This window comes from Rhizobium sp. CC1099 (genome assembly GCF_029714385.1).
Lineage (GTDB): Bacteria > Pseudomonadota > Alphaproteobacteria > Rhizobiales > Rhizobiaceae > Rhizobium.
Genome location: NZ_CP121641.1, coordinates 1,779,912 through 1,806,351, shown reverse-complemented (window position 1 = coordinate 1,806,351; position 26,440 = coordinate 1,779,912). Strand labels below are relative to the sequence as shown.

At 61.1% G+C, this 26,440-nt stretch carries 25 protein-coding genes; 17 read left to right on the top strand and 8 right to left on the bottom strand.

Annotated elements, in window-relative coordinates; all coding sequences use genetic code 11:
• The 5 genes from QA644_RS09280 to QA644_RS09260 are packed head-to-tail and all read left to right on the top strand — an operon-like array spanning nt 1 to nt 4,244.
• A complete protein-coding gene (locus QA644_RS09280; protein WP_283072120.1) occupies nt 1-1,260 on the top strand; it encodes a VWA domain-containing protein in 1,260 nt (419 codons plus the stop codon).
• Nucleotides 1,257-1,586, top strand: coding sequence for an XdhC family protein (locus QA644_RS09275; RefSeq protein WP_074068307.1), 330 nt, complete (start codon nt 1,257-1,259; stop codon nt 1,584-1,586). Before QA644_RS09280 ends, QA644_RS09275 begins: the two co-directional genes overlap by 4 nt.
• A complete protein-coding gene (locus QA644_RS09270; RefSeq protein ID WP_283072119.1) occupies nt 1,586-2,293 on the top strand; it encodes an XdhC family protein in 708 nt (235 codons plus the stop codon). Before QA644_RS09275 ends, QA644_RS09270 begins: the two co-directional genes overlap by 1 nt.
• Complete coding sequence (locus QA644_RS09265) at nt 2,290-3,924, top strand: molybdopterin-binding/glycosyltransferase family 2 protein (protein WP_283072118.1); 1,635 nt, start codon at nt 2,290-2,292, stop codon at nt 3,922-3,924. Before QA644_RS09270 ends, QA644_RS09265 begins: the two co-directional genes overlap by 4 nt.
• A gap of 2 nt (nt 3,925-3,926) precedes the next feature.
• Complete coding sequence (locus QA644_RS09260) at nt 3,927-4,244, top strand: TfoX/Sxy family protein (RefSeq protein WP_039845002.1); 318 nt, start codon at nt 3,927-3,929, stop codon at nt 4,242-4,244.
• On the opposite strand, the gene QA644_RS09255 is transcribed toward QA644_RS09260, so the two are convergent.
• From QA644_RS09255 to QA644_RS09235, 5 genes are all read right to left on the bottom strand, one after another.
• Entirely contained in the window at nt 4,245-4,667 is a 423-nt protein-coding gene (locus QA644_RS09255; RefSeq protein WP_283072116.1) for an NUDIX domain-containing protein, read from the bottom strand. It abuts the gene before it with no gap.
• A gap of 7 nt (nt 4,668-4,674) precedes the next feature.
• Nucleotides 4,675-6,168 carry a DEAD/DEAH box helicase gene (locus tag QA644_RS09250; protein ID WP_074068298.1) on the bottom strand — a complete coding sequence of 498 codons (1,494 nt, stop codon included), beginning with the start codon at nt 6,166-6,168 and terminating at the stop codon, nt 4,675-4,677.
• Nucleotides 6,169-6,325: 157 nt separating this feature from the next.
• Complete coding sequence (locus tag QA644_RS09245) at nt 6,326-7,636, bottom strand: M23 family metallopeptidase (RefSeq protein WP_283072115.1); 1,311 nt, start codon at nt 7,634-7,636, stop codon at nt 6,326-6,328.
• 101 nt (nt 7,637-7,737) lie between these two features.
• Nucleotides 7,738-8,547, bottom strand: coding sequence for a ferritin-like domain-containing protein (locus QA644_RS09240; RefSeq protein ID WP_194730133.1), 810 nt, complete (start codon nt 8,545-8,547; stop codon nt 7,738-7,740).
• An 11-nt stretch (nt 8,548-8,558) separates the two neighbouring features.
• On the bottom strand, nt 8,559-9,032 hold the full coding sequence (locus tag QA644_RS09235) for a peroxiredoxin (RefSeq protein ID WP_074068294.1): 474 nt from the start codon (nt 9,030-9,032) through the stop codon (nt 8,559-8,561).
• A gap of 122 nt (nt 9,033-9,154) precedes the next feature.
• On the opposite strand from QA644_RS09235, the gene QA644_RS09230 reads away from it, so the two are divergent.
• A complete protein-coding gene (locus tag QA644_RS09230; RefSeq protein WP_283072113.1) occupies nt 9,155-12,553 on the top strand; it encodes an AsmA-like C-terminal domain-containing protein in 3,399 nt (1,132 codons plus the stop codon).
• A 48-nt stretch (nt 12,554-12,601) separates the two neighbouring features.
• Here QA644_RS09230 and tyrS read toward each other — a convergent pair whose 3' ends face one another.
• The gene (tyrS, locus tag QA644_RS09225; RefSeq protein ID WP_283072111.1) at nt 12,602-13,858 is read right to left on the bottom strand and encodes a tyrosine--tRNA ligase; all 1,257 of its coding nucleotides are present in this window, start codon (nt 13,856-13,858) and stop codon (nt 12,602-12,604) included.
• 110 nt (nt 13,859-13,968) lie between these two features.
• Here tyrS and QA644_RS09220 point away from each other — a divergent pair, with 110 nt between their 5' ends.
• Both QA644_RS09220 and QA644_RS09215 read left to right on the top strand, forming a co-directional pair.
• The gene (locus QA644_RS09220; RefSeq protein ID WP_283072109.1) at nt 13,969-15,087 is read left to right on the top strand and encodes an anhydro-N-acetylmuramic acid kinase; all 1,119 of its coding nucleotides are present in this window, start codon (nt 13,969-13,971) and stop codon (nt 15,085-15,087) included.
• Complete coding sequence (locus QA644_RS09215; protein ID WP_283072108.1) at nt 15,087-15,608, top strand: GNAT family N-acetyltransferase; 522 nt, start codon at nt 15,087-15,089, stop codon at nt 15,606-15,608. Before QA644_RS09220 ends, QA644_RS09215 begins: the two co-directional genes overlap by 1 nt.
• 3 nt (nt 15,609-15,611) lie before the next feature.
• Here the strand turns inward: QA644_RS09215 and QA644_RS09210 are convergent, their stop codons facing one another.
• Nucleotides 15,612-16,289: an alpha/beta hydrolase gene (locus QA644_RS09210; protein WP_022715287.1), complete on the bottom strand. Its 678-nt coding sequence runs from the start codon at nt 16,287-16,289 to the stop codon at nt 15,612-15,614.
• Nucleotides 16,290-16,490: 201 nt separating this feature from the next.
• Between QA644_RS09210 and QA644_RS09205 the strand changes: the two genes are divergently transcribed.
• From QA644_RS09205 to QA644_RS09170, 8 genes are all read left to right on the top strand, one after another.
• Nucleotides 16,491-17,657, top strand: coding sequence for a cysteine desulfurase family protein (locus QA644_RS09205; RefSeq protein WP_283072107.1), 1,167 nt, complete (start codon nt 16,491-16,493; stop codon nt 17,655-17,657).
• Between the two features lie 141 nt (nt 17,658-17,798).
• Entirely contained in the window at nt 17,799-19,268 is a 1,470-nt protein-coding gene (gene sufB, locus QA644_RS09200; protein WP_074068280.1) for a Fe-S cluster assembly protein SufB, read from the top strand.
• 72 nt (nt 19,269-19,340) lie between these two features.
• Nucleotides 19,341-20,096 carry a Fe-S cluster assembly ATPase SufC gene (sufC, locus tag QA644_RS09195; RefSeq protein WP_022715290.1) on the top strand — a complete coding sequence of 252 codons (756 nt, stop codon included), beginning with the start codon at nt 19,341-19,343 and terminating at the stop codon, nt 20,094-20,096.
• A 23-nt stretch (nt 20,097-20,119) separates the two neighbouring features.
• Entirely contained in the window at nt 20,120-21,394 is a 1,275-nt protein-coding gene (gene sufD, locus QA644_RS09190) for a Fe-S cluster assembly protein SufD (protein WP_283072106.1), read from the top strand.
• Nucleotides 21,395-21,407: 13 nt separating this feature from the next.
• Entirely contained in the window at nt 21,408-22,649 is a 1,242-nt protein-coding gene (locus tag QA644_RS09185; protein ID WP_283072104.1) for a cysteine desulfurase, read from the top strand.
• 11 nt (nt 22,650-22,660) lie between these two features.
• Complete coding sequence (locus QA644_RS09180; RefSeq protein WP_027512444.1) at nt 22,661-23,041, top strand: SUF system Fe-S cluster assembly protein; 381 nt, start codon at nt 22,661-22,663, stop codon at nt 23,039-23,041.
• A gap of 316 nt (nt 23,042-23,357) precedes the next feature.
• Entirely contained in the window at nt 23,358-23,753 is a 396-nt protein-coding gene (gene sufA / locus QA644_RS09175) for a Fe-S cluster assembly scaffold SufA (protein ID WP_039846772.1), read from the top strand.
• An 89-nt stretch (nt 23,754-23,842) separates the two neighbouring features.
• A complete protein-coding gene (locus QA644_RS09170) occupies nt 23,843-24,478 on the top strand; it encodes a LysE family transporter (protein ID WP_237361670.1) in 636 nt (211 codons plus the stop codon).
• Between the two features lie 17 nt (nt 24,479-24,495).
• Here QA644_RS09170 and QA644_RS09165 read toward each other — a convergent pair whose 3' ends face one another.
• Nucleotides 24,496-24,771: a flagellar basal body protein gene (locus tag QA644_RS09165; RefSeq protein WP_283072099.1), complete on the bottom strand. Its 276-nt coding sequence runs from the start codon at nt 24,769-24,771 to the stop codon at nt 24,496-24,498.
• 754 nt (nt 24,772-25,525) lie between these two features.
• Here QA644_RS09165 and QA644_RS09160 point away from each other — a divergent pair.
• The gene (locus QA644_RS09160) at nt 25,526-26,326 is read left to right on the top strand and encodes a class I SAM-dependent methyltransferase (RefSeq protein ID WP_074068271.1); all 801 of its coding nucleotides are present in this window, start codon (nt 25,526-25,528) and stop codon (nt 26,324-26,326) included.
• Nucleotides 26,327-26,440: the final 114 nt, after the last annotated feature.

Below are 26,440 nucleotides of genomic sequence, written 5' to 3'. Positions count from 1 at the left end.
ATGAAAACGCAACCTGCGCAGGATGGGATCGTCGTTCCGCCGCCGCCGGCCGAGGGGCGCTTTGCCGACAATATCGTCTTCTTCGCCAGGGCGCTCCGTAACGCCGGGCTCAAGATCGGTCCGGGATCCATTGCCGATGCTATCGAAGCTGTCGAGGCGATCGGCATGGGTTCGCGCGAGGAATTCCACGCGGCGCTCTTTTCGGTCTTCGTCAAACGGCACGAGGACAGGCCTGTCTTCGACGAAGCCTTCCGGCTTTTCTGGCGCTCCCGCGATCTCGTGGAGAAGATGATTGCGATGATGTTGCCGCAGGCGCCGGACAACCGTCGAAGGGAAAAGGCGAAGGCGGGCGAAACGCGCGCCAGCGATGCGCTTCTCGGTGATCGGCGCGACAATAGGCCCCCTCGTGATGAGCCGGATATCGAGATCGACGCGCGGTTCACCACCTCCGGGAACGAAGTCTTTCGCCGGATGGATTTCGCGCAAATGTCGGCGGCGGAAATTGCGTTGGCGAGAAAAGAACTGGTCCGGCTGCAACTGCCGCTCGACAGCGTTCCAACTCGGCGTTTCAGGCAATCGCATGTTCACCGGCAGGTCGATCCGCGCGCGACGATGCGCTCGGCGCTGCGCACCGGCGGGTCGCTGATCCTGCCGCGCTATCGCGAACAGAAAGAGATCCAACCGCCTTTGGTGGTGCTTGCGGATATTTCGGGCTCGATGAGCCAGTACACCCGTATCTTCCTGCATTTCCTGCACGTGCTGACGGAGAGCCGGCGCCGCGTCCATACGTTCCTTTTCGGAACGCGGCTCACCAATGTCACCAGGCAGATGCGCCACAAGGATCCGGACGAGGCACTGAACGAATGTGCCGCCGCGGTGAAGGACTGGTCGGGCGGCACTCGTATCGGCGAAACGGTGAGGGAGTTCAACCGGCTGTGGGGACGCCGCGTCCTCGGGCAGGGCGCGTTGGTGCTGATGATCACCGACGGGCTGGAGCGGGAAGGCATCGAATTGCTGGCCGAAGAAATGGACCGGCTGCACCGATCCTGCCGGCGGCTGATCTGGCTGAACCCGCTTCTGCGCTTCGAGGGCTTTGAGCCGCGGGCTCGCGGCGTTCGCGCCATGTTGCCGCATGTTGACGAACTCCGTCCGGTTCACAATCTATCATCCTTGAGCGACCTTGCTGCGGCGCTCGACGCGGGCAAATCACCGGCGCACGATCCGCGGCGCTATCTCGACAGAATGAGAGGTTTTGCATGAGCGAGACGTCTTTCGACCTCGATCCGCTGATGACGGCGGAGGAATGGATGAAAAGCGGCCGCAGTGTGGCGATCGCGACCGTCATCGAAACCTGGGGCTCGGCGCCCCGTCCTGCCGGCAGCCATCTGGTAATCGATGGTGACGGCAATTTCGAGGGCTCGGTCTCCGGCGGTTGCGTCGAAGGTGCGGTGATCGCGGAGGCGATGGACGTCATCGGCGACGGCAAGGCGAAGATGCTGGAATTCGGGGTTGCCGACGAGACCGCCTGGCGCGTCGGGCTATCCTGCGGCGGCCGGATCCGCGTCTTTGTCGAAAGGCTTACCTGATGGACGCCGCCAATCTGGAGCGGCTGAACGCCGCCCGCCGAGCACGCAAGGCCGTGATGCTGGTCACCAACTTGGAGCATGGAACGGATCGCGTGATCGTCGAAGGCGGGCCGGTCGATAGCGCACTGAGCGATACCGTCGCTGCGGCATTCCGCTCCGGCAAGTCCGGCATCTGCGACATCGATGGCGGCAGGTACTTTCTGAACGTGCACCTGCCGCCAGCCCATATCGTCATCATCGGCGCGGTCCATATTAGCCAGGTCCTGGCGCAGATGGCGGCGCTTGCCGGCTTCGATGTCCGCATCATCGATCCGCGAACCGCCTTTGCAACGCCGGAGCGTTTCGCCGGCATAGATCTCACCGCCGACTGGCCGGTCGATGTGCTGAAGGACCGTCCGCTCGATACCTATACCGCTGTCGTCGCGGTCACGCATGATCCGAAGATCGATGATTTCCCGATCGCCGAGGCGCTTCGAACGGGCTGTTTCTATGTCGGTGCGCTCGGCAGCCGCAAGACCCACGGTTCGCGTCTCGAGCGGCTGAAGAAGGAGGGTTGTTCCGACGGCGAACTGGCGAGGATCAATGGCCCTATCGGGCTTGATATCGGCGCCTCCAGCCCGGCGGAGATTGCCGTTGCGATCCTTGCGCAGATCATCCAAGCCTTGCGCTCGCGCGACGTCTCCTCGCCGAAAGGTGACAAAGCATGATCTTTGGCGAATTCGATGTCGGCGGTGCGGAAGGGCTCATGCTCGCCCATTCCGTCAAGATGCCGGATGGGACTCTGCCCAAAGGGCATGTGGTTGACGCTGCCGACGTCGAGCGGCTGAAGAGCTCGGGCATCGAGAAGATTGTTGCGGCACGCCTGGAGGACGGCGATCTAGGCGAGGACGAAGCGGCCGCACGGCTGAGTGAGGCAATCGCGCCCGATCATCTCCGCTTTTCGGAGGCTGCGACCGGCCGCGTCAACATCTATGCTGCGGCGGACGGGCTTTTCGTGGCTGACCGGGAGGCCGTCGATCGCCTGAACCGCATCGACCCGGCGATCACGCTCGCCTGTCTTGCCGATCATACACATGTCAGCGCCGGCGATATGGTGGCGACCTTCAAGATCATTCCCCTGGCGGTTCCGGGTGCGAAGATAATTGCCGCCTGTGCGGAGCTTCGCGCGAGTGGGCCATTTCAGGTGAAGCCGTTTGCCGACCATGCCGTTTCGCTGGTTGCCACGGAACTGCCTTCGCTGAAAGTGTCGGTGATGGACAAGACGGCGCGCATCCTTGAGCGGCGGTTGGCTGCTTGCGGCAATCGTCTGCTGCGGGAGCGGCGCGTGCCGCATGAGACCAAGGCTCTTGCCGCTTCGATCCAGGATATCATGAGGATTCCGGAGAAGGCGCCGAAGCTCGTCATCGTCTTCGGTGCCTCGGCGGTCATCGACGCGGCGGATGTCATTCCGCAGGCAATACGCGAGGCGGGCGGGCGTATCTTGAGCGTCGGCATGCCCGTCGATCCGGGAAATCTGATGGTCCTCGGCAGCATCGGCGAGACTTATGTCGTCGGTGCGCCTGGTTGCGCCCGCAGTCCGAAGGAAAACGGTTTTGACTGGGTTCTCGACCGCATTCTGGCCGGTGAAGAGCCGAGCGCGCATGAGGTGACCGGAATGGGCGTCGGAGGCCTGCTAATGGAGATACAATCGCGGCCGCAGCCGCGCGATGTGCCTGCCAGGAAACGTGCCGACGCTTCCGTTGCGATCGTCCTGCTTGCCGCCGGCAGAGCGCGCCGCATGGGCGAGGGCGGCCAGCACAAGCTGCTGGCGGAATTCGATGGCATGCCGCTGGTGCGCCGCTCGGCATCCATTGCTGTTGCCAGCAGGGCTTTATCGGTTACGGCCGTAACGGGGCATCGCCGTGCTGAGATTGAAGCAGCACTTGAAGGCTTGAGCGTGCAGCCGGTCTTCAACGCCGATTATGCCTCCGGCATGGCAAGCTCTCTCGCGGCCGGCTTCGCACATGCCCATGCGAACGGCGCGGAGGGCGTCCTTGTCATGCTTGCTGATATGCCGGGGGTCTCGACGGCGGACCTCGATCACTTGATCGGCGCATTCGAGCAGGCCGAGGGCCGGGCGATCGTTCGGGCGGTCTCCGGAGGCAAACGCGGAAATCCGGTCATTCTGCCGCGATCATTGTATTATGCAGTGCTTTCACTCGAAGGCGATGTCGGCGCGCGCCACATCGTCGAGACGGCGCGGCTGCCGGTCGTCGATGTCGATATCGGCGAAAGTGCGCATCTTGACGTGGATACGCCGGAGGCGATTGCCGCAGCAGGCGGCATATTGAAGGGATAGCAATGGACGCGGCCGGTATAGAGGAAATGTTTCAGGGGCTCGGCCCCGTCACGATCAAGCGTATGTTCGGCGGCAAGGGCATCTATCACCTCGGCCGTATCGTTGCGGTCGAAGTTGGCGGCGAGGTGTTGCTCAAGGCCGACGACAAGAGCTCGCCGGAGTTTGCCGCAGCAGGCTCCAGCCAATGGTTCTATGAGGGCAAGAAGGGCAATCCGGTGAAAATGCCTTACTGGTCGATCCCGGACGCGGCTTATGACGATCCGGATGAAATGGCTAAATGGGTGCGGCTTGCCTATGAGGCGGCGCTTAGAGCCGAATGATCAGCGGAAGTCTTCGTTGTCGAGATAACCGATTGCGGCCTTGGCAAAGTCGGAAAGTGGTGTCGGCAGTTCTGATCGCGTGAACCAGCCGAAATCCGAGAGTTTTTCCGGTTCCGTCAACTGCGCATCGCCGCTGACTTCTCTAGCTATATAGAGAAACGAGACCCAATGCTGCGCATCGGCGCCTGAAATCACTTCCGCATGACCGAGAAGTTCGGTTCGAGCAATCGTCAATCCGGTTTCTTCCTCGGCTTCCCGGCGCGCGGCTTCGGCTATTGGCTCCATATGATCGACTTTGCCGCCGACGATGCTCCAGTGATCGGCCTCAGGCACACGAATGCGCTTGTAAAGCAGGATCTTGCCGTCGCGCAAAATCACCAGGCCGACGCCGAGACCTGGAAAATGAATGCCAGGCTTGCCCATCGGACGATCAGACCTTGGCGTTTGCCGCGATCAGCATGAAGGCGGGAATGTCGTCGCCGAAGCCGACCGGCGTCGGGCCGTCGTCGTGATCGCGATAGCGGCGGCGCTCACGATTATCGTCGTTTGCCGGATAGGGCCGAGAGTTGCGCGCGTTGTTCTGCGGCTTGTTTTCTGTTTTGCGCTCGTGCTTCACGCTTTCGGCCTTTGCTGGTGCTGCTGCTTCGATGGTTTCGGCGGCATTATCATCGGCGCCGATATCAGTTTTATGACCCCGGCGCTCCTTGACGCGGCCACGGCCCTTGTCGCGATCCCGGCTACCTGCGCGGCGTGGGCGATCGTCTTCGCGGCCGGGTTCCGGAGGCGGAAGAGCGGAAAGATCGCCATTCAGCCACTCGACCTTCTCGCCGATCAGCTTTTGGATCGCGTCGGCATGTTTCTGGTCACGGCCTGTGACAATGGTGAAGGCAGCGCCGGAACGGCCTGCACGGCCGGTGCGGCCGATGCGGTGCACGTAATCCTCGGCATGAATCGGAACATCGAAGTTGAAGACGTGGCTGACATCCGGAATGTCGAGGCCGCGGGCGGCGACGTCGGAGGCGACGAGCAGTTGCAGCTGTCCATCACGGAAGCTTTGAAGCATATTGGTGCGCGAGCGCTGGTCCATGTCGCCGTGGAGCGCGCCGACGGAAAAGCCATGGCGTTCGAGGGAGCGGAAGAGGTCGGCCACGTCCTTCTTGCGGTTGCAGAAGATGATGGCGTTCTTCAGGTCTTCCTGCGCGCGGACCAGATCGCGCAGTGCGGCGCGCTTCTCATAGTCCTTGCCGTGCGAAGCAACGAAACGCTGCGTGATGTTCTTGGCGGCGGAGGCCGGCTTTGCGACTTCGATTCGCTCCGGATTTTGCAGGAACCGGTCGGCGAGCTTCTGGATTTCCGGCGGCATGGTCGCCGAGAAGAACAGTGTCTGACGCGTGAAGGGGATGAGCTTGGCAATACGCTCGATATCGGGGATGAAGCCCATGTCGAGCATTCGGTCGGCTTCGTCGATGACGAAGATTTCGACGGCGCTCATCAAAAGCTTGCCGCGCTCGAAATGGTCCAGCAGGCGGCCGGGCGTGCAGATGAGAACGTCTGCACCGCGCTCGAGCTTGCGGTCCTGGTCTTCGAAGGAAACGCCGCCGATCAGCAGCGCGACATTCAAGCGGTGGTTCTTACCGTATTTTTCGAAGTTCTCCGCGACTTGCGCGGCGAGTTCGCGCGTCGGTTCGAGGATGAGCGTTCGTGGCATGCGGGCGCGGGCGCGGCCCTTTTCCAGCAGCGACAACATCGGCAATACGAAGGATGCCGTCTTGCCCGTTCCTGTCTGCGCGATCCCGCAAATGTCACGGCGCTGCAGGGCGAACGGGATTGCTCCTGCCTGAATAGGAGTGGGGATCGTGTAGCCGGCGTCGGTAACGGCGGAAAGCACTTTTTGGCTCAGGCCAAGGTCAGCAAATGTCGTCAAGGGGAAAACTATTTCCGTTCAGGTTCGGCCATACTCTGGTTGAGTCGGCGGGATTGCATGCCGCAATGCAGCGCGACATAGTCCCAAACGGCTTGTAAGTCAAGGAATACGGGCTCTGCAGCCGTCGAACAGGTAAAACTGTGGTTACTGCAATTGATTATTTGATATAAGTCGCGAGTTTCAAGCCTGCGTTCAAGAAATACACCGGATCGACCGCGCGGCCGTTCTGGCGTACCTCGTAATGCAAATGGGTGCCCGTCGAGCGGCCGGTGCTTCCGGCAAGACCGATCACATCCGAGCGGCCGACCATGTCGCCGGCCTTCACCAGAATCTGCGACATGTGGCCGTAACGGGTAGAAATGCCGTTACCGTGATCGATCTCGACCATGTTGCCGTAGCCGCCCGTCCAGCCGGCATTGACGACCTTGCCGGGGGCTGTCGGGCGGATCGTTTCGCCCGCAGCAAAGCGAAAGTCGACGCCGGAATGAAGGGCGAGACGTCCGAGGAAAGGATCGCGCCGATTGCCGAAGGGACTGGTGATTTCCTTGCCGATGGCCGGATTGCGGAACGGCAGGGATTCCGCCGTACTGCGAACGGCTTCGAGCCGGGTCAGGGCGGTATCGAGCTGCGCGAGGGAATTGTTGAAGTTGTCGCCGTTTTCCGGCTCGACATAGGGACCGCCGACAGCGCTGTCATCATCATCGGGCTTGACGGCTGCCTGCTCCGGTACGGCAATCCTGAAGCGGGTCAGGACTTTCTCGATATTGCTGGCGGCATCGCCCGCATCCACGGTCAGCTGCTCAACGCGGGCGCGCTGCTCTTCCTCGACGCCTTTCAGTGAAAGCGTGACCTTCGAGAACAGGCGGTCGGCACGATCGCCGACGGTTTCGGGTGTGGGGACATAGGCGAGCGTGGAATTGTCGGGCGTTGCGTCGGCGGGTTCGTCCGTGCCTGCCAGGAGCTTGTCGATCGCCCGGGCACCGGCTGAAAGCGATGCACGCTTGTCCTTTGCTTCGGGCACGAGGGATTGAGCCGGTATCATCTCATCCTTCCTCGTCAGGCCGGAATTTTCCGCACGGTCGAGGAGGGAGCCAAACTTGCCGTGGCGCGAGGTCAGCGCCATCTGCTGCTGCATAAGCTTGTCCACCTTGTCTTCCACCAGCTGCTGGTCGAGCAACTGACGCGAGGTGACCCGATCGACCTGCGCACGAAGGGCCGCAATGCGATCTTCATAATCATGCTGCATGCGGGCTTGGCGCGCCATGGTGGCGCCGATCAGGTCGTCGCGAAGGACGAGGTAGGAGGTTGCAAGCAGATAGCCGATCACGAAAACGGCGGAAAAACAGAAGCCGAGGGCTGCCATCCACGGCTTTATGGTTACGTGCCGGACCTTGTCGCCACTGGCGAGAATGAGGATATGTTCCTGCGAACGCTTGCCGAATACGCGATTATGCTGTGCATGCGTCACGGAGAATCTCCCAATTGATGCGCCCGTGCTTCGATCAGGAATGATTACACACTGTTATGGTTAACAAATGCCTTAGCGGGCATATTAATGCACGCATAGGTTTATAGATTGCTGGTCGACGTCAATGAGCGATAGAAAGAAGGCGTGAGGCCGGCTTCGGCGCGCGCCAGGTCGTTGAATGGCGGTTTTAGCGGACCGCGGAAGTTTGCACGCACCAGCTCCTTGAAGGTCTGGGCCGGGTCGCGGCGCTCGCGAGCGCAGAGAAAGCGGAACCATTTGGCGCCGATTGCCACATGCCCCTTTTCGTCATTGTAGATAACATCGAGGACGGCCGCACTTTCGAGATCGCCGGTTTCACGCATCTTCGCCTGCAGCGAGGGCGTGACATCCAAGCCGCGGGCCTCGAGAATCAGGGGAACGACGGCAAGCCGCGCCGTCAGATCGTTTCTGGTCGCGTGCGCCGCCTGCCAAAGGCCGTCATGCGCGGGCATATCGCCGTAATCGGCGCCAAGATCGCGCAGCCGCCCGCGCACCAAGCGGAAGTGCTTCGCCTCCTCGAAGGCAACCTGCATCCATCCGTCGAAGAAAGAATTGGGGACCGCTTCGGTGGCAAACCGCGCAACGATATCGAGCGCCAGGTCAACGGCGTTGAGCTCGATATGGGCGATCGCGTGAAGAAGCGCGATGCGGCCGTTGATGGTGTGCAGCGAGCGTCTCTCGACCTGCGTCGGGGGTACCAGTGTCGGCTTTTCCGGGCGGCCCGGCCTATCCGGCAGCGACGCATCGCGCGGCGAACGTAGGGAAACCCTCCGTTCGAACCAGCGGGTCGCAGCTTCCTGCGCCAGAGCTGTCTTGCGATCGAGATCGGCGGAACGGATGGCCTCGATCGCGCCACCGCGCAGCGATGTCATCGAAAGCGTGCTCACGCGGTAAGGTTCCTGAGGGCCTTCAAAACGTCTTCGGCATGGCCGGGTACCTTGACCTTCTGCCAGATCATCGCGACGGTACCATCGGTGCGGATCAGAAAGGTCGTGCGCTCGACACCCATGAAATTGCGGCCATACATGCTCTTTTCCTTCCAGACGCCATAGGCCTGCAGCGTCGTTTTCTCCTCGTCCGAGGCGAGCGCAACGGAAAGGCTGTACTTCTTGATGAAGCGTTCGTGGCATTTGACCGAATCAGGGGACATCCCGACGACCGCCGCTCCCGCGGCATCGAATTCGTCGGCCAGAGCGGTAAAGGCCAGCGATTCCGCGGTGCAGCCGGTCGTATCGTCCTTCGGATAGAAGAATAGAACCAGCGATTTTCCGCGGAAATCGGCAAGCGATACCCGCCCGCCGCCGTCGCGGGGAAGGTTGAAATCCGGCGCCGTGGCGCCGATGCCGAGAACCGCCATATGTGGAAACCTTTCTTTTGCCGGGTTTATGGATGACACTATGTTCCGCGGATATATATTGAAGCTCAAATCGTCCCGCCAGACCGGGCGGCCACATTCTAACTCGGGGTTATCCAAAGCGCATGTCGGTGATCCGCGGCGAAAAGATTACGTTTCGCAAAAAAGACATCGTCGCGCTGCATGAGCTTCCCTCCGCACAGGCCGAAGACCCCATCATCGTGCATTGCCCGCCGCCGCGGCGTTCACGCATGCGACGTGCGGCCAATGTGACGGCTGGTTGCTTTGCCGCCGTTCTCTTTGTTCTGGCGGCGATCATTTTCATTATCGAAAGCGGAATGTTCGACGCGACGCTGTCGCGCCAGGCTCAGACCGCGTTGAATTCGGCGATAGGTCCCCGCTACCGGGCAGAGGTAGGGTCGACCGTCATCCGTTTCACGTCCGGTGCACAGCTCGCGCTTGAAGCCCGTAACGTCAATATGGTCGATCAGGAAAGCGGGCAGCATCTGTCGACGACCGGCGCGATGCGCATGGCGCTCGATCCGTTTGCGCTTTTTCGCGGCCGGGTGGCCGTGACGGCGATCGAAGCCGACGATATTGCGCTCGACACGGCCCTTCTGCCGTCCGGCAGCCCGCTGGACTTAAGCAAGCTTCGCATCGACGCAATTCCGCAGGCGATGGAAGCTGCGTTTTCTCATCTCGATATCCTGGACGATTTTGTTGAGCGCGGGGGTACGGATACCGTGCGTCTCTCCGGCATCGACATCAAGCTCGCCGATACCGCGAATGGTCCGCTTTCGATCGTGGTCGACAATCTGGTCTTTGCGCATGCGGGGCCATCTTCGCTGCATTTGACGGGCGAGGTGGCGATCAACGGCGAAGTGGCGATGCTGGACGTGCTTGCTGAAAAGAGCGCCGGGAAAGCGTCGCGGTTCATGGCAAAACTCACCCATGCCGATCTGACGCCATTTACCTTGAAGAGGAACGGGCTCGGGGAAATTCGGCAGGGCGTGAACAGTTTTGCGGACGTTGCCGTTTCCGCCGTGCGGGGTGCGGGCGATGTTGCGCCGTCCCTGGCCGCGAGGGCGGATCTTGCGCCCGGGTCGATCTATGTCGACGGGGACGAGCAGCAGCTTTCCGGCGGCCGCATCAATCTCGGCTATGACTTTACGAAGCAGACGCTTGAGATCGCAAGATCGCAAGCGCAGTTCGGCAACACCGCCGTCCCGTTCAACGGCGCAATCATCGACCTCGACAAGCTCGATCCGGCCGTCGGCAAGGGTTTTGGCATCGATCTCCTGATCAGCGGCGGCACGGCTGCGCCGGTGGGGTCGGGCGAACAGCCGCTCCCATTCGATATCCAGACGACCGGCCGCTATCTCGTCGCCTCGCGGGAACTGCAGTTCGCGGGCATGACAGTTTCTAGTCCTCTGGGGCAGCTGTTCGGATCGCTTCATGTCAAATTCGGCGACAAATCGCCGGAAATCAGCTTCGTCGGACAATCGCAGCAGCTTCAGACGGCTGCGATCAAGCAGCTCTGGCCCTTTTGGATGGCGCCCAGGGCGCGCGAATGGGTTCTGGGAAATCTCTTCGGCGGCACGGTCACGAATGCGTCGATCTCCGTATTCATTCCGTCCGGGAAATTGGACGAGGCCGTCGGCAAGGGGCTGAGACTCGGCGATGAGCAAATCCGTATCAATTTCGATATCGCGAATGCGCGCATGAACGTGGCAGGCGATATTCCGCCGATCCGCGATACGTCCGCCCATTTCGATCTGACCGGCCAGAGGGCGACGATTTCGATCAAGAGTGGCACGTCATATTTTGCGTCGGGCCGTTCCGTCAGCCTCGGAGAGGGTCAGTTCGTACTGCCCTCGACTTACCAGAAGCCACTGATGGCGGAAATGAAGCTCGCGATTTCCGGCGATGCCGATGCGGTGGGCGAACTCCTGACCTACAAGCCGGTCCAGGTCCTGCAGCGCGCCGGCCTCGTGCCTGGTGACCTGAAGGGCAAGATCATCGCCGACGTCGAGGCGCGGCTTGGCCTTCTGAGATCGCAAGATCCTCCGCCGCCCGAATGGAAGGCGACCATGCAGCTCAGCGGCGTCGATGTCGGCAAGCCGGTGTCGGGCCGGATGATTACCGGTCTCAATGGCGCGCTCGACGCCGATCCGCAGCAAGTGGCGCTCGACGCCGAGGGGCAGATCGACGGCGTGCCCGCCGAGATCGAGCTTGTCGAGCCGACCGACAAATCGTCCGGCGTCAAGCCGCAGCGCATCATCACGGCGACGCTGAACAACGCTCAGCGCGCAAAGGTGCTTCCTGGCCTATCCGGGATCATCGACGGCAGCCTGACGATGCAGTTGACGAAAATCGATGAGGAACGCCAGAATGTTCAGATCGATCTCGACAAGGCGTCGTTGCAGCTTCCCTGGATCGGCTGGGCGAAGGGAAGCGGGATCGGCGCAACGGCGGAATTCGAAGTATCGGGACCGCCCGAGAAAACGCAGATCAGGAATTTCCGTCTGAAGGGCGACGGCTTTGGCGCCAGCGGCTCGTTTGCCCTCAGCAAGGGCGACCTCGAGTCTGCCGATTTCGACAGCGTGAGACTTTCGTCCCTTGATGACTTTGCGATATCGATCCGGCGCAACAGGGGCAATTTCGACGTTTCGGTATCTGGGAACACTGCCGATGCGCGTCCGATCCTTGCACGACTGAAGAACGGACAGGGCGACAGCGACGGGGATGGTGGTGGCAGTGCCAGCGTCTCTGTTCGTGCGAATCTCAACAGCGTCGTTGGCTTCAACGATGAAAAGATCGGCAATTTCGAGGCCAGGTACGTATCGAGCGGCGGCCGGCTGCAGGCGCTGAACTTTTCCGGCATCACCGGCAGCGGCGAGGCAGTCGTCAGCCAGACAAGGGAAGGCCGTGCCTTGAATATCACGAGTGGCGATGCCGGTGCCGTCTCGCGCTTCGCCGATCTCTATCAGCATATGCAGGGTGGGCTGCTCAACATGTCGGTCAGGCTCGGCAACGGCGGCAATTGGGATGGCTCGGTCGATATACGCCGCTTCGCCATCGTCAACGAACAGCGCCTGCACTCGATCGTTTCAACGCCGGTCGGCGACAACCAGCGCAGCCTCAATTCCGCCGTCAAACGCAATATCGACACTTCCGCGCAGCGCTTCCAGCGCGGCTTCGCGCGCGTCGTGTCCCGCGGTGGCGTGGTCGGTATCGAAAACGGCGTGGTGCGCGGCGATCAGATCGGGGCCACCTTCCAGGGCGTGATCCGCGATCAGCGCGGCAACATGGATATGACCGGCACCTTCATGCCGGCCTATGGCTTGAACCGGCTGTTTGCCGAACTGCCGGTCATTGGCATCATTCTCGGGAACGGCTCGGATCGCGGCCTGATCGGCATCACGTTCAAGCTGACCGGCAAGTTCGACCATCCGGCCTTGCAGATCAATCCGCTGTCGATCATTGCGCCGGGCGTTTTCCGCAACATCTTCGAGTTCCAATAAAAAAGCCGGCGCGAAGGCCGGCTTCCTTGGATTTCGATACCGTGTGGCTCAGGCTGCGCGGCGGATCAGGATGTGCTTCTTCTTGCCGAGCGACAGCTTGATGACGCCATCGGCGGTGATTTCACCGCTGCCGATCAGCCGACGCTCGTCGCTGACCGCTTGGTCGTTGATGCGCACGGCTCCGCCCTGAACGTGACGGCGGGCTTCGCCGTTGGAGTGAGCAAGGCCGGCGCGGACCATCAGCGAAAGCAGGCCGATACCGGCGTCGAGTTCGGATGCGGGAACATCGACGGAGGGGAGGTTCTCGGCGATCCCGCCTTCTTCGAAGGTTTTGCGAGCCGTTTCCGCGGCCTCTTCAGCAATGGTGCGGCCATGCAGGATCGCCGTTACTTCGGTTGCGACTATCTTCTTTACCTCGTTGATTTCCGAGCCACCGAGCGCAGACAAGCGTGCGATCTCGTCCATGGGCAAGGTGGTGTAAAGCTTGAGGAAGCGCGGGATGTCCGCATCTTCGGTATTGCGCCAGTATTGCCAGAAGTCATAGGCCGAGAACATATCGGCGTTCAGCCAGACGGCACCGGTCGCCGACTTGCCCATCTTGGCGCCGGAAGATGTCGTCAGAAGCGGTGAGGTCAGGGCATAGAGCTGTGTAGTCCCCATGCGGTGACCGAGGTCGATGCCGTTGATGATGTTGCCCCACTGGTCGGAACCGCCCATCTGCAGCTGGCAGCCGTAGCGCTTTGCCAGTTCGACGAAGTCGTAGGCCTGCAGGATCATGTAGTTGAATTCGAGGAACGAGAGCGACTGTTCGCGATCGAGACGCGTCTTCACGCTGTCGAAGGCCAGCATGCGATTGACCGAGAAGTGGCGACCGACATCGCGCAGGAAATCGAGGTAGTTGATCGAACGCAGCCATTCGGCGTTGTTGATCATCAAGGCGTCCTTCGGACCCTCACCGTAGGTCAGGTAATTCGAGAAGACACGCTTGATCGAGGCGATGTTGCTTTCGATCGTTTCGACGGTCATCAACTGGCGTGCTTCCTCCTTGAAGGACGGATCGCCTACCATGCCGGTGCCGCCGCCCATCAGTGAAATCGCGCGGTGGCCGGTTTTCTGCAGCCAGTGCAGCATCATGATCTGGATCAGCGAGCCTGCATGCAGGCTCGGCGCCGTGGGATCGAAGCCGATATAGGCCGTCACGGTTTCCTTGGCGAACAGATCGTCGAGGCCTGCTTCATCGGAGATCTGATGAATGAAGCCGCGCTCTTTCAGGATGCGCAGGAAATCGGATTTGAACTCGTACATGACTTCGTCTCTTCGGAGGTGTCGGATTGATACTTGTTGAACTGCCGCGGCGCGTTTAGCACTGTTTTGCCGAAAGTGCACTATTCCGTTCGGAATGTTTTGGAGGATGGATGGGTAAAATAAGAACCGCAATCGGCCTGATGAGCGGAACGTCGATGGACGGGATCGATGTCGCCCTGGTTCGTACGGACGGTGAAGCCAGCGTGGAACGCGGGCCGTTTCTGGGTGTGCCTTACGATCCGGCCTTTCGCAACAGGCTGAAGCTTTCGCTTGAAGGCGCAAAATCCATACTCAGGCGCAAGGAACGCCCCGGCGAACTTGCAACAATCGAGCGAGAGCTCACGCTGCGTCATGCATCTGCCGTTACGGAGTTTCTCGACCGTTGCGGTCTGGATCGAAGCTCGATCGATGTCGTCGGATTCCACGGCCAGACCGTGCTGCACCGGCCGGACGAGGCGCTGACCGTCCAGCTTGGCGACGGGCCGCTGCTTGCGAGCGAGACCGGCATCCCGATCGTCTACGACATGCGGGCGAACGACATGGTGCATGGCGGGCAGGGTGCGCCGCTCGTGCCGGCCTATCATGCGGCGCTTTCTGGGACTCTTCGAGACGCAAAGCTGCCGGTCTGCTTCGTCAATATCGGCGGCATCTCGAACCTCACCTATATCGGCGCCGACGGCTCGATCGTCGCCTATGACAGCGGGCCGGGAAATACCTTGATCGACCAATGGGTCGAGACAAATGCCGGAGTTCCGTTCGACCAGGGCGGTATGATTGCTTCGGAAGGCAAGATCGTCGCCGAACTGGCCGAGCTGTATCTGGAAAGCCCGTTCTTTACTGCGGGGAAACGCCGTTCGCTCGATCGCAATGACTTTCTACCGCCCAGCGGAGCGGACGCCGAGCTCGCGGACGGTGCGAGGACGCTCGCCTATGTGGCTGCCGCCTCGATCATCAAATCGGCCGGTCACCTTCCGGTGATGCCGACACTCTACATCGTCTGCGGCGGCGGACGGCTGAACCGCACGATCATGCGCGATCTTGCTGATCTCGCTGCCCGCCAGAATGCCGACGTGATCTCCGCCGAGGTTGCGGGCTTCAACGGCGATGCCATGGAAGCTGAAGCCTGGGCCTATCTAGCAGTCCGGTCGCTGGAGGGACTGCCGCTGACTTTTCCGGGCACGACCGGCGTCAAGGAACCAGTCAGCGGCGGCATTCTTGCGAGGCCATGATGGTGGGAACGCTTATTCTCGAAACGTCGCGGCTGCGGCTGGTGATGTGGGACGCAAGCGATGCGGGACTCGTCCGCACGCTGCATTCGACGATCGGCACAACGCGTTATATGTCCGGCGGCGCGCCTTGGAGCATCGAGAAGTGCGAGGAGCGGCTTGCCAGCTGGTTCAAAGAGAATGCGCAGGACGGTACGACAAAGTACAAGCTCCTGAGCAGAGATGACGGCCGCTTCATCGGCCGCGCTGGCATTTCGATGCATGACCGCGACGAGAACGAATTCGAACTCGGTTATGCGCTTTGCGAGGAAGAATGGGGAAAGGGCTATGCGACGGAAGTGGCCAGTGCGCTTGCGATGTGGTTCTTCGACAAGGGCTTCGCTACGCGTTTCATCGCTTTCACGCATCCGGAAAACGTCGCCTCGCAGCATGTCCTGAAGAAGATCGGAATGCGGCCAGTCGCGCCGCGGCTGATCGACGGCTTTGTGGCGCCGACATTCGAGCTCGGCGCCACCGACATTTGATTGTCAGCGAATACGCTTCGCTGCCGGTTCCGGCACCAGTTCGCCGTTCAGGCGGCGGTCGAGATAGTCCTCGCATTCCGCCATCAGTGTTTCGACCTGGCCGTTGAAGAAGTGATTGGCATTCGGCACCGTACGGTGAGTGATGAGGATGCCCTTCTGCGTCTTCAGCTTTTCGACCAGACCGTTGACATCCTTTTCCGGCGCGACCTTGTCGGCTTCGCCGTTGATGATCAGGCCGGAAGACGGGCAGGGCGCCAGGAACGAGAAGTCGTAGGTGTTCGGTTGCGGCGCAATCGACATGAAGCCTTCGATTTCCGGGCGGCGCATCAGCAGCTGCATGCCGATCCAGGCGCCGAAGGAATAGCCAGCGACCCAACAGGTCTTCGAATCGGGATGCAGGCTCTGCACCCAATCGAGCGCGGAAGCGGCATCCGAAAGCTCGCCGGCGCCGTGGTCGAATTCGCCCTGGCTGCGGCCGATTCCGCGGAAGTTGAAGCGCAATGTTGTGAACCCGCGCTTCTGGAACATGTAGAAGAGCTGGTAGACGATCTGGTTGTTCATCGTGCCGCCGAACTGCGGGTGCGGGTGCAGGATAAGGGCGATCGGCGCGCTTTTTTCCTTGGAGGGCTGGTAGCGGCCTTCAAGACGGCCGGCTGGGCCGTTGAAAATGACTTCGGGCATCGGTACTCCGGGTTTTTATTTTCGCGTTCCTGCTGCTTAGACTTGACGAACGTTGTCAGCTTTTCTAAAACGCAGTTTAGAACAATTCGAAACTTGCATGCGATCCACGCATCGTGGACGTGTCATAAGGCAAGCCCGGCGGAAATTTCAAGGAAAATGAACCGTGGCAGCCTAGCAGGATCAAGCGCAGGACAAAAGAGCATGGCGCCGCCCCGCCTTTATCTTGATTGGAACGCGACATCGCCGCTGCATCCCGCAGCGCGCGAGGCAGTTCTAAGCGCGCTTGCTCTGTTTGGAAATCCGAACTCTGTTCACGGCGAAGGCCGCGCCGTACGCGCTGCGATCGAGGGTGCGCGCCGCCAGATTGCGGCGCTGACCGCGGCTGAACCCGCAAATGTGATTTTTACCAGCGGCGCGACGGAAGCGGCCAATATGGTGCTGACGCCGGATTTCCGCATGGGGCGCACGCCGCTTGCGATCGACCATCTCTACTATTCGGCGGTCGAGCATCCGGCCGTGCGAGAAGGCGGGCGCTTTCCTGCTGAGAAGACGACCGAGATTCCAGTTACGTCCGCAGGTGTCGTGGATCTGGCAGCACTGGAGAGATTGCTTGCGGGCCACGACAAGGCCCCGGGCTTGCCGATGGTGGCGATCATGCTCGTCAACAACGAGACGGGTATCGTCCAGCCGGTCCGCGAAGCCGCAAAGATCGTACAGACGTATGGCGGACTTCTCGTAGTGGATGCGGTGCAGGCAGCAGGACGCCTGAAGCTCGACATCAACGAGCTCGGTGCCGATTTTTTGATCGTGTCCTCACACAAGCTCGGCGGGCCGAAAGGCGCCGGCGCGCTTGTTTCGCGCGGTGAAGCTCTGATGCCGAGGCCGCTGATCCGCGGTGGTGGCCAGGAAAAAGGTCACCGTTCGGGGACTGAAAATTCCGCCGCCATCATTGGCTTCGGTGCCTCCGCAGCCGCGGCACTTGCCGAATTCGACGAGCGCAATAGCAGATTTGAAAGGCTTCGCGACCGTCTTGAGGCCGGAATGCGGCGCGCAGCGCCCGGTTTACTGATTTATGGCGCGGACGGGCCGCGGGTATCGAATACGAGCTTCTTCACGCTTCCGGGCCTCAAGGCCGAGACCGGCCAGATCGCCTTCGATCTCGAAGGCGTTGCGCTTTCGGCGGGCTCCGCCTGCTCGTCCGGCAAGGTCGGCGAAAGCCATGTTCTTGTGGCCATGGGCGGCGACCCGAAAATGGGCGCGCTGCGCATCTCGCTCGGTTTTGCGACGACGGAAGAGGAAATCGACAGGGCGGTCGCCGCCTTTGCGAAGATAGCCGGGCGGTGCAGGCCGGCCGGAGAGGCGGCCTGACGGCCTCACTAAATTGCGGAAACACAAATTTCCGCTTGCCAATCGGGCTGAAAAGCGCCTTTTGGCCACCTACATACGGGGTAAGGAAAATTTCCCCAAGACAAGCTGCCGGACCTTTCCCCGGCGAGATTGGAGAACGACATGCCCGCCGTCCAAGAAACGGTTGAACGCGTCCGCCAGATCGATGTGGACCAGTACAAATACGGTTTCGAAACCATCATCGAGATGGACAAGGCACCCAAGGGCCTGTCCGAAGAGATCATTCGCTTCATCTCCGCCAAGAAGCGTGAGCCTGAATGGATGCTCGAATGGCGCCTTGAAGCCTACAAGCGCTGGCTGACGATGGACGAGCCCACATGGGCGCGCGTCGACTATCCGAAGATCGACTTCAATGAAATCCACTATTACGCTGCGCCGAAGAGCACATCAGGCCCGTCGTCGCTGGCTGAAGTCGATCCGGAGCTTCTGAAGGTCTATGAGAAGCTGGGCATCCCGCTGCGCGAGCAGGAAATCCTTGCCGGCGTTGAGAAGCCGAAGATCGCCGTCGATGCGGTTTTCGATTCCGTTTCGGTCGTGACGACCTTCAAGGAAGAGCTGAAGAAGGCCGGCGTGATCTTCATGTCGATCTCCGAAGCGATCCGAGAACATCCCGAACTCGTGCAGAAGTATCTCGGCTCCGTCGTTCCCCAGACCGACAATTACTACGCGACGCTGAACTCCGCCGTCTTCACGGATGGCTCCTTCGTCTTCGTGCCGAAGGGCGTCCGCTGCCCGATGGAGCTCTCGACCTATTTCCGCATCAACGAGAAGGATACCGGCCAGTTCGAGCGCACGCTGATCATCGCCGAGGAAGGCGCCTATGTGTCCTACCTCGAAGGCTGCACGGCGCCACAGCGTGACGAAAACCAGTTGCACGCCGCCGTCGTCGAACTGATCGCACTGGACGATGCCGAAATCAAGTATTCCACCGTCCAGAATTGGTATCCGGGCGATGCCCAGGGCAAGGGCGGCATCTACAACTTCGTCACCAAGCGCGGCGATTGCCGCGGCGACCGATCGAAGATCTCGTGGACGCAGGTCGAGACCGGCTCCGCCATCACCTGGAAGTACCCGTCCTGCATCCTGCGCGGCGACGATAGCCGCGGCGAGTTCTATTCGATCGCCGTGTCCAACGGCCATCAGCAGGTCGACAGCGGTACCAAGATGATCCATCTCGGCAAAAACACCTCGAGCCGCATCATTTCCAAGGGTATTGCCGCCGGCGTGTCGCAGAACACCTATCGCGGTCAGGTTTCGGCCCACCGCAAGGCCTCTAACGCGCGCAACTTCACGCAGTGCGACTCGTTGCTGATCGGCGGCAAGTGCGGCGCGCATACGGTGCCCTACATCGAGGCAAAGAATTCGACGGCACATTTCGAGCACGAGGCGACGACCTCGAAGATCTCTGAAGATCAGCTCTTCTATTGCCTGCAGCGCGGCATCCCGGAAGAAGCGGCGATCGCGCTGATCGTCAACGGCTTCGTCAAGGAAGTCCTGCAGGAACTGCCGATGGAGTTCGCCGTCGAGGCGCAGAAGCTGATCAGCATCTCGCTCGAAGGCAGCGTGGGCTAACGCCAACCGAAACGACTACGCGATGGCGCGCGCGGCGCGCCTTTCTACGATTGCTTTTTATGGGACATAACCATGCTTGAAATCAGAAACCTGCACGCCCGCATCGCCGAAGACGGCACCGAAATCATCCGCGGCTTGGACCTTACGGTGAAGGCCGGCGAAGTCGCTGCCATCATGGGGCCGAACGGCTCTGGCAAGTCGACGCTCTCCTATATTCTCGCGGGTCGCGAAGATTATGAAGTGACCGAAGGCGACATTCTTTACAACGGCGAGAGCATCCTCGAGCTCGACGCTGCCGAGCGCGCCGCCAAGGGCATTTTCCTCGCCTTCCAGTATCCGGTTGAGATCCCGGGTGTCGCCACCATGCAGTTCTTGAAGGTCGCGATGAACGAGCAGCGCAAGGCGCGCGGCGAAGAAGAGCTGAAGACGCCAGATTTCATGCGCCTCGTCAAGGACGCGGCCGGCAAGCTGCAGATCAATACCGAGATGCTGAAGCGTCCGCTGAACGTCGGCTTCTCCGGCGGCGAGAAGAAGCGCGCCGAGATCCTGCAGATGGCGCTGCTTCAGCCGCAGCTTTGCGTGCTCGACGAGACCGATTCCGGCCTCGACATCGACGCGCTGAAGATCGTTGCCGATGGCGTCAACGCACTGCGCTCGCCGGACCGCGCCGTGGTCGTCATCACCCATTACCAGCGCCTGCTCGATTACATCGTTCCAGATACCGTTCACGTCCTCTACAAGGGCCAGGTGATCAAGTCCGGCGACAAGACGCTGGCCTATGAGCTCGAAGCCAACGGATACGCCGACATCATCGGAGCGGCAGCCTGATTCAGGCGGAAAGGACGGGTCTCATGAACATGCAGACGACGAGCCGCCTGACTGCCGCGGAAGCGGCGCTCGTTGAGGCTTTCAACAATCAATTCGGCGATCTGCCGGGCGACGGCGCCGTGACGGCGACCCGCGACCGGCTGCTCGACGACCTGAAGAAGGGCGGCCTGCCGACACGGAGGATCGAGGCCTGGCACTATACCGACCTCAAGAACCTGCTGCGTGAGGTGCCGGCCACTGCCGGGGACGCCGCGTCGAAAGAGATCGAGCCGTTGATCGAAGGTTCTTCGGTTCTTTCGATCGTGCAGGGCCATGCGGACCCTAGCGTAAGGGCGGGCGACCTCGAAATTTCCAGCTACGCGCAGCGCCTGATCGACGGCTCGGCCGCCGCCGCGCTCGGTGCGCTCGGCGCCGATGACGCCGTCGGCCGCATCAATGGCAGCTTCGTGCGCGACGGCTATGTCGTCGATATCCCTGCAAAGACTGAGTTCGATAAGCCGCTGGAGATCGACGTCGTTCACGCCGGCGGCCAGATCCATACTCGCCTGCCGGTGTCCTTCGGCGAAAACGTCAAGGCAACCGTGATCGAGCGTCACCTGTCGGTGACCGGGGATGCGGCATTCGTGTCCCATGTCAGTGACGTCACGATCGGCGAGGGCACGGAACTTATCTGGATCATCCTGCAGCAGCAGGGCCGCGAGGATACGCATCTCGGCCAGATCCGTATCGATCTCGGCGCCAATGCCAAGCTGAAGCTCTTTTTCATCAACGCTGGCGGCAAGCTGGTGCGCCAGGAAATGCATATCAAGGTGACGGGCGAGGGTGCGGACCTGACGCTCCGGGGCATCAACCTGCTCGGCGGCGATACGCATACCGACGTGACGATGGTGCTTGGCCACAACGTTCCGCACACCGGTTCTACGGAGATCATCCGCAACGTCGTCTTCGACCGCGCCAAGGGGGTCTTCCAGGGCATGATCCGGGTTGCGCCTGACGCGCAGAAGACCGATGCGAAGATGTCCTGCAACACGCTGCTGATGTCGGACGATGCCGACTTTTCGACAAAGCCGGAGCTTGAGATCTTCGCCGACGACGTCCAGTGCGGCCACGGTGCGACCGTTACCGACATCGATGACAATCATCTCTTCTATATGATGGCGCGCGGCGTTCCGGAGAACAAGGCCCGCGCGATGCTCGTCAATGCCTTCGTTGCGGAGACCGTCGAAGAACTTGAAGACGAAGCCCTGGTCGAGGCGCTGGAAGGCGTCATCTCGGCCTGGCTCGAAAAGCACGCCTGATCGGATAAGCGCCATGGACAAGATAGTACCGGCAGCCACCTACGACGTCGAAGCCATCCGCAAGGATTTTCCGATCCTTGCGCGGGAGGTCTATGGTAAGCCACTGGTCTATCTCGACAACGGCGCGTCCGCACAGAAGCCGCAGGCCGTCATCGACGCCATCTCGCGGACCTATTCGACCGAATATGCGAATGTGCACCGTGGCCTGCATTTCCTCTCCAATGCCGCAACCGAAGCCTACGAAGGCGCGCGCGAAAAAGTGCGCCGTTTCCTGAATGCGCCGTCGGTCGACGACATTGTCTTCACGAAATCCTCGACGGAGGCGATCAATACGGTCGCGCATGGCTGGGGCATGCCGAAGATCGGCGAGGGCGACGAGATCGTCGTCTCGATCATGGAGCACCACTCCAACATCGTCCCTTGGCATTTCATCCGCGAACGGCAGGGCGCCAAGCTGGTCTGGGTGCCGGTGGACGACGAAGGTGCCTTTCATATCGAGCACTTCGAGAAGAGCCTGACGGAGCGCACCAAGCTTGTCGCGATCACGCATATGTCGAATGCGCTCGGCACGATCGTTCCGGTCAAGGAAGTCTGCCGTATTGCTCATGAGCGCGGCATTCCGGTCTTGATCGACGGTTCGCAGGGTGCCGTGCACCTGCCTGTCGATGTCCAGGATATCGACTGCGACTGGTACGTCATGACCGGCCACAAGCTCTACGGTCCCTCGGGAATCGGCGTGCTCTACGGCAAGAAGGACCGGCTTCGCGAGATGCGTCCATTCCAGGGTGGCGGCGAGATGATCTTTGAGGTGACCGAGGATGCGGTCACCTACAACGACCCGCCGCATCGCTTCGAAGCCGGGACGCCGCCGATCGTTCAGGCGATCGGCCTCGGTCATGCGCTGGACTATATGGAGAAGGTCGGGCGCGAGGCGATTTCGCGTCATGAAGCCGAACTGACGGCCTATGCTGGCGAGCGGCTGCGGTCGATCAATTCGCTGCGCGTCTTCGGAACGGCACCCGGTAAAGGTAGCATTTTTGCGTTCGAACTCGCCGGTCTTCACGCTCACGACGTTTCGATGGTCATCGACCGGCAGGGCGTTGCGGTGCGTGCCGGCACGCATTGCGCCATGCCGCTCTTGAAACGCTTCGGCGTCACCGCCACATGCCGTGCATCCTTCGGCATGTACAATACACGTGCCGAGGTCGATGCCTTGGCCGACGCGCTGGAATATGCGCGCAAGTTCTTTGCTTGAGGAGTGTCCGTATGAGCCTGGACGAGAGCGAACAGAAGACCGACGTGCGCGAGGGCATCGTGCATTCGAGCATTCCTGCCGATGAACTGGCGCGCCTCAGCGACGACGTCATCGGGGCGCTGAAAACCGTCTACGATCCGGAAATTCCCGCCGACATCTTTGAACTCGGTCTGATCTACAAGATCGACATCGAAGACGACCGCATGGTGAAGATCGTCATGACGCTGACGGCGCCAGGCTGCCCGGTTGCCGGCGAAATGCCGGGTTGGGTCGAGAATGCCGTCGGCGCCGTCGAAGGCGTATCCGGCGTCGAGGTCGCAATGACCTTCGATCCGCCGTGGACGCCGGACCGCATGTCGGAAGAGGCGCAGGTGGCCGTCGGCTGGTATTGAGGGTCAGGCGGCCGACGTTTCATTGGGCGTGATGGGAGCAAGGCCGATCCCGAGAGCTTTCATTTCTTTGATGATGGCCGCTCAGCGCCTTGTAAAGCGCGGAGCGGCTCATTCCAACCTCGCGCGCGCCGGCTGGCTCATGTTTTTGGCACTTGCCAGAACGCCCAAACGCCTGGCGATGAGAGGACATACATCAATGAAAAGGCGTAAGACGAATTTCGCGTTTGATTAAGGGATTGAAGCATTAGGCATAACTGCCTAAATTGAAAAGATGAAGCGCCGGATCTTGACCCCGGTGTGGAAGGAGAATGAGCCGATGGGCTTTGCAGTGATGAGCATGACCGGCACCGCCGCGGCGCGCGTGAAGGCAATCGTTGAAAATTCCGGGCCGGACGCCAAGGGCATCCGCGTCGGCATCAAGAAAGGCGGTTGCGCCGGGATGGAATATACCATCGAGCTGGTGAGCGAACCCAATGCCAAGGACGACCTGATCGAGCGCGACGGCGCCAAGGTCTGGGTGGAGCCCTCTGCGGTCCTCTATCTGCTCGGCACGGAAATGGACTTCGAGACCACGACGCTGCGCTCGGGCTTCACCTTCACGAACCCGAACCAGACATCGGCCTGCGGCTGCGGCGAATCCGTCGAGCTCAAGCCTGCCGATCTCGCGGCGCTTGCCGCGCGCGGCGACGCGGTGGTGCCTGCCGCGCACTGAATTCTTCGAGACCGCAACCGAAAGCCGCCAGCGATGGCGGCTTTGTTATTTTGATTTGTCCCTTTCAGCAGCGAAACAGTTTCTACCTTATGATCATCGAAACGCTGCTACTGCTCTTTGCCAAAGGCGCGCTCCTCGGCCTCATCGTCACAGCGCCGCCGGGGCCGATCGCGACGCTCTGCATCAACCGCAGCCTTCATCGTGGTTTCGGATCGGGTGCAGCCATCGGCATTGGGGCAGCGCTTGGCGATGCGTGTTACGCGCTGGTCGCGGCCGCCGGTCTCGCGATGGTTTCGGATATCGTCGATGACTATTCGCTGCCGATTGCGGCGGCCGGCGGTGCACTTCTGATCTTTCTCGGCATCCGAGACCTGATGACGCCGCCCGCCGGTGCCTTGCAGGTCGGTGCGCGCGATCTCTTGCGCACGATCGCCTCGACCTTTCTGCTGGCGATTTCCAACCCCGGCGCGCTTCTGTCCTTCGGGGGCCTCTTTGCTGGCCTTGGTTTGGTCGATGGCAAAACCGTCACCGAGGTGGCATCGATCGTCATCGGCGTGTTCTTCGGGGCCATGGTGTGGTGGACGGCGCTGAGCGCGGCGGTGAATCTCGCCCGCGACAGGATTTCAAGCGATCTCACGCTGCTGATCCGCCACATTTCCGGGGGCCTGATCATTGCCTTCGGCACCGTCGTTCTCGGCTTTGCCGCGCGGCTGCTGCTTGCGTAGAGAGTTACAGGCGCCGGTCAGTCGCGCTTGATGCTCATCAGTAGTTCCCAGATGTCAGCGCCCGTCTCGAAGACGACAGCATTTGCCTTGAAGCTTTGCTCGGCCTGGATCAGGCCTGTCAGGTCCGTGGCGGGATCGACACTTTGGCCTTCATCGGCAGGCAGCCTATCGAGATCGATGCGGCCATAGCCCGGCGTGCTGATACTCGCCACGTTGCTGGCGATCGCGCTGACCTTGTTGGTCTGCGTGCGCATGCCGGAAAGAGCGGTGTTCATGACGCTCGACACATTCATCAGCCCTTCCCTCATGTCTCTATAGGAGCCGCTGTACAGCAGAGGTTTTAGGGAAAGCTGAACGCAGTTCGTTAATGCCGAGCTTGGACCGTCGGCATAGCGTCCGGAAATGGCACATTGTCATGCCTGGGCATCCGATTGGCCGGCCGTGGCGGAGCCAATCGTCAAGCGTTGAAATGGCGCTCGTTCCAAACCCTCGAGCAGATGCGAGGGAGCGAAGATTGGCGGCCGATCACGGCGGCGATGTCCTTGAAGCGCCGCCTTGTCCGGCGCCGCCGTGATTGCATCCGCCCGCCTGGCCCTTTTTTCGAGCGCCGACGGTAGAGGGGGCCGGCGTCGAGACGGTGGACCGCCGGCCATTGGTTTTGACCTTCACGCGTTTCGCGGTTTCGGTCTTCTGGGCGCAGTAGGCGCGGGCCGGGGTCATCGGAAGTACTGCGGCGCTGGTCGATGAACTCTGCCGTTCCAGGGCAACGTTCGAGGCGATATGGCCCAAATATCATGTCGGCAATTGCGGCCTGGGCGCCAAGCACTCCCGTGACGACAAGGTCGGGAACTCGCCTCGAATATTCAGCCTTCGCCGGCGACGCCGGAGGATTTGGCCAGGGTGCAGAGGCTCGGCGAGGGAAAGGCCTAGGCGACGGCCTTTGCCCTAAGCTCCTTTCGGCGCAATATGGCCATTGCCAATGACCGCTTGGCCGCCCTGCCAAGTGCTCAGTTTTAACTGCCATGCCTCTGGCTGATGGAGCTTTCGATGTCCTCAAGCTTTAACGTTCACAACGCGGCCGGCTACGAGCAGCTCATGGGACGCTGGAGCCAAAAGCTCGCGTCGCCATTCATTGGGTTTGCGGGTCTTGCCGCTGGTGAGAAGGTACTTGATGTCGGTTGCGGCACGGGCAGCCTGACATTTGCCCTTGCCAAGGCCGCTGATCTCAGCGAGATCGCTGCCGTCGACTATTCGCCAGTCTTCGTCGAGGAGGCAATTCGGCGCAACATCGACCCGCGCATCAAGATCGGGCAGGCGGACGCTTGCTCTTTGCCTTTCGAAGACGGAGGCTTCGACCGCGCGCTCGCACTGCTCGTTCTTCATTTCGTGCCCGAGGCCGGCCGGGCCGTTGGAGAGATGCGCCGCGTCGTGCGTTCGGGCGGGGTAGTCGCCGCAGCTGTCTGGGATCATCTCGGCGGCATGCCCGGCATGCGAATGATGGTCGACACGGTGGCGGCGCTCAGCGAGACCGGGCGGCAGCTGCGCAATCGCTATTGCTTTCAGCCGATGATGCAGCCTGGCGAAATGAAGCGGACTTTTGTCGAGCAGGGTCTGCTGGACGTTACCGAAACCCAGCTGGTAATCCGCATGGAGTACCAAAACTTTAATGATTACTGGGCACCTATTGCCGCAGGCGAAGGCCCTCTTGGCAAATATGTGGCGACGCTCGACGCCGCTGAGCGGGCGCGCATCGATGCTGCCGTACGCGACGCATACGAGGCGGGCCGGTCCGATGGTCCAAGGTCGTTCGCAAATGTTGCATGGGCCTGTCGCGGCATCGTTCCCTGAGCCGGCAGCCAGAGGTCTGATCGGCCCAGCCGTTTCTTACACGCACGATCCTTGATCTTGGAATCGAAGGCCCCTCCGACGAGGAGCCTTCCAGCCCCGCTTCAGGCTCGGGGC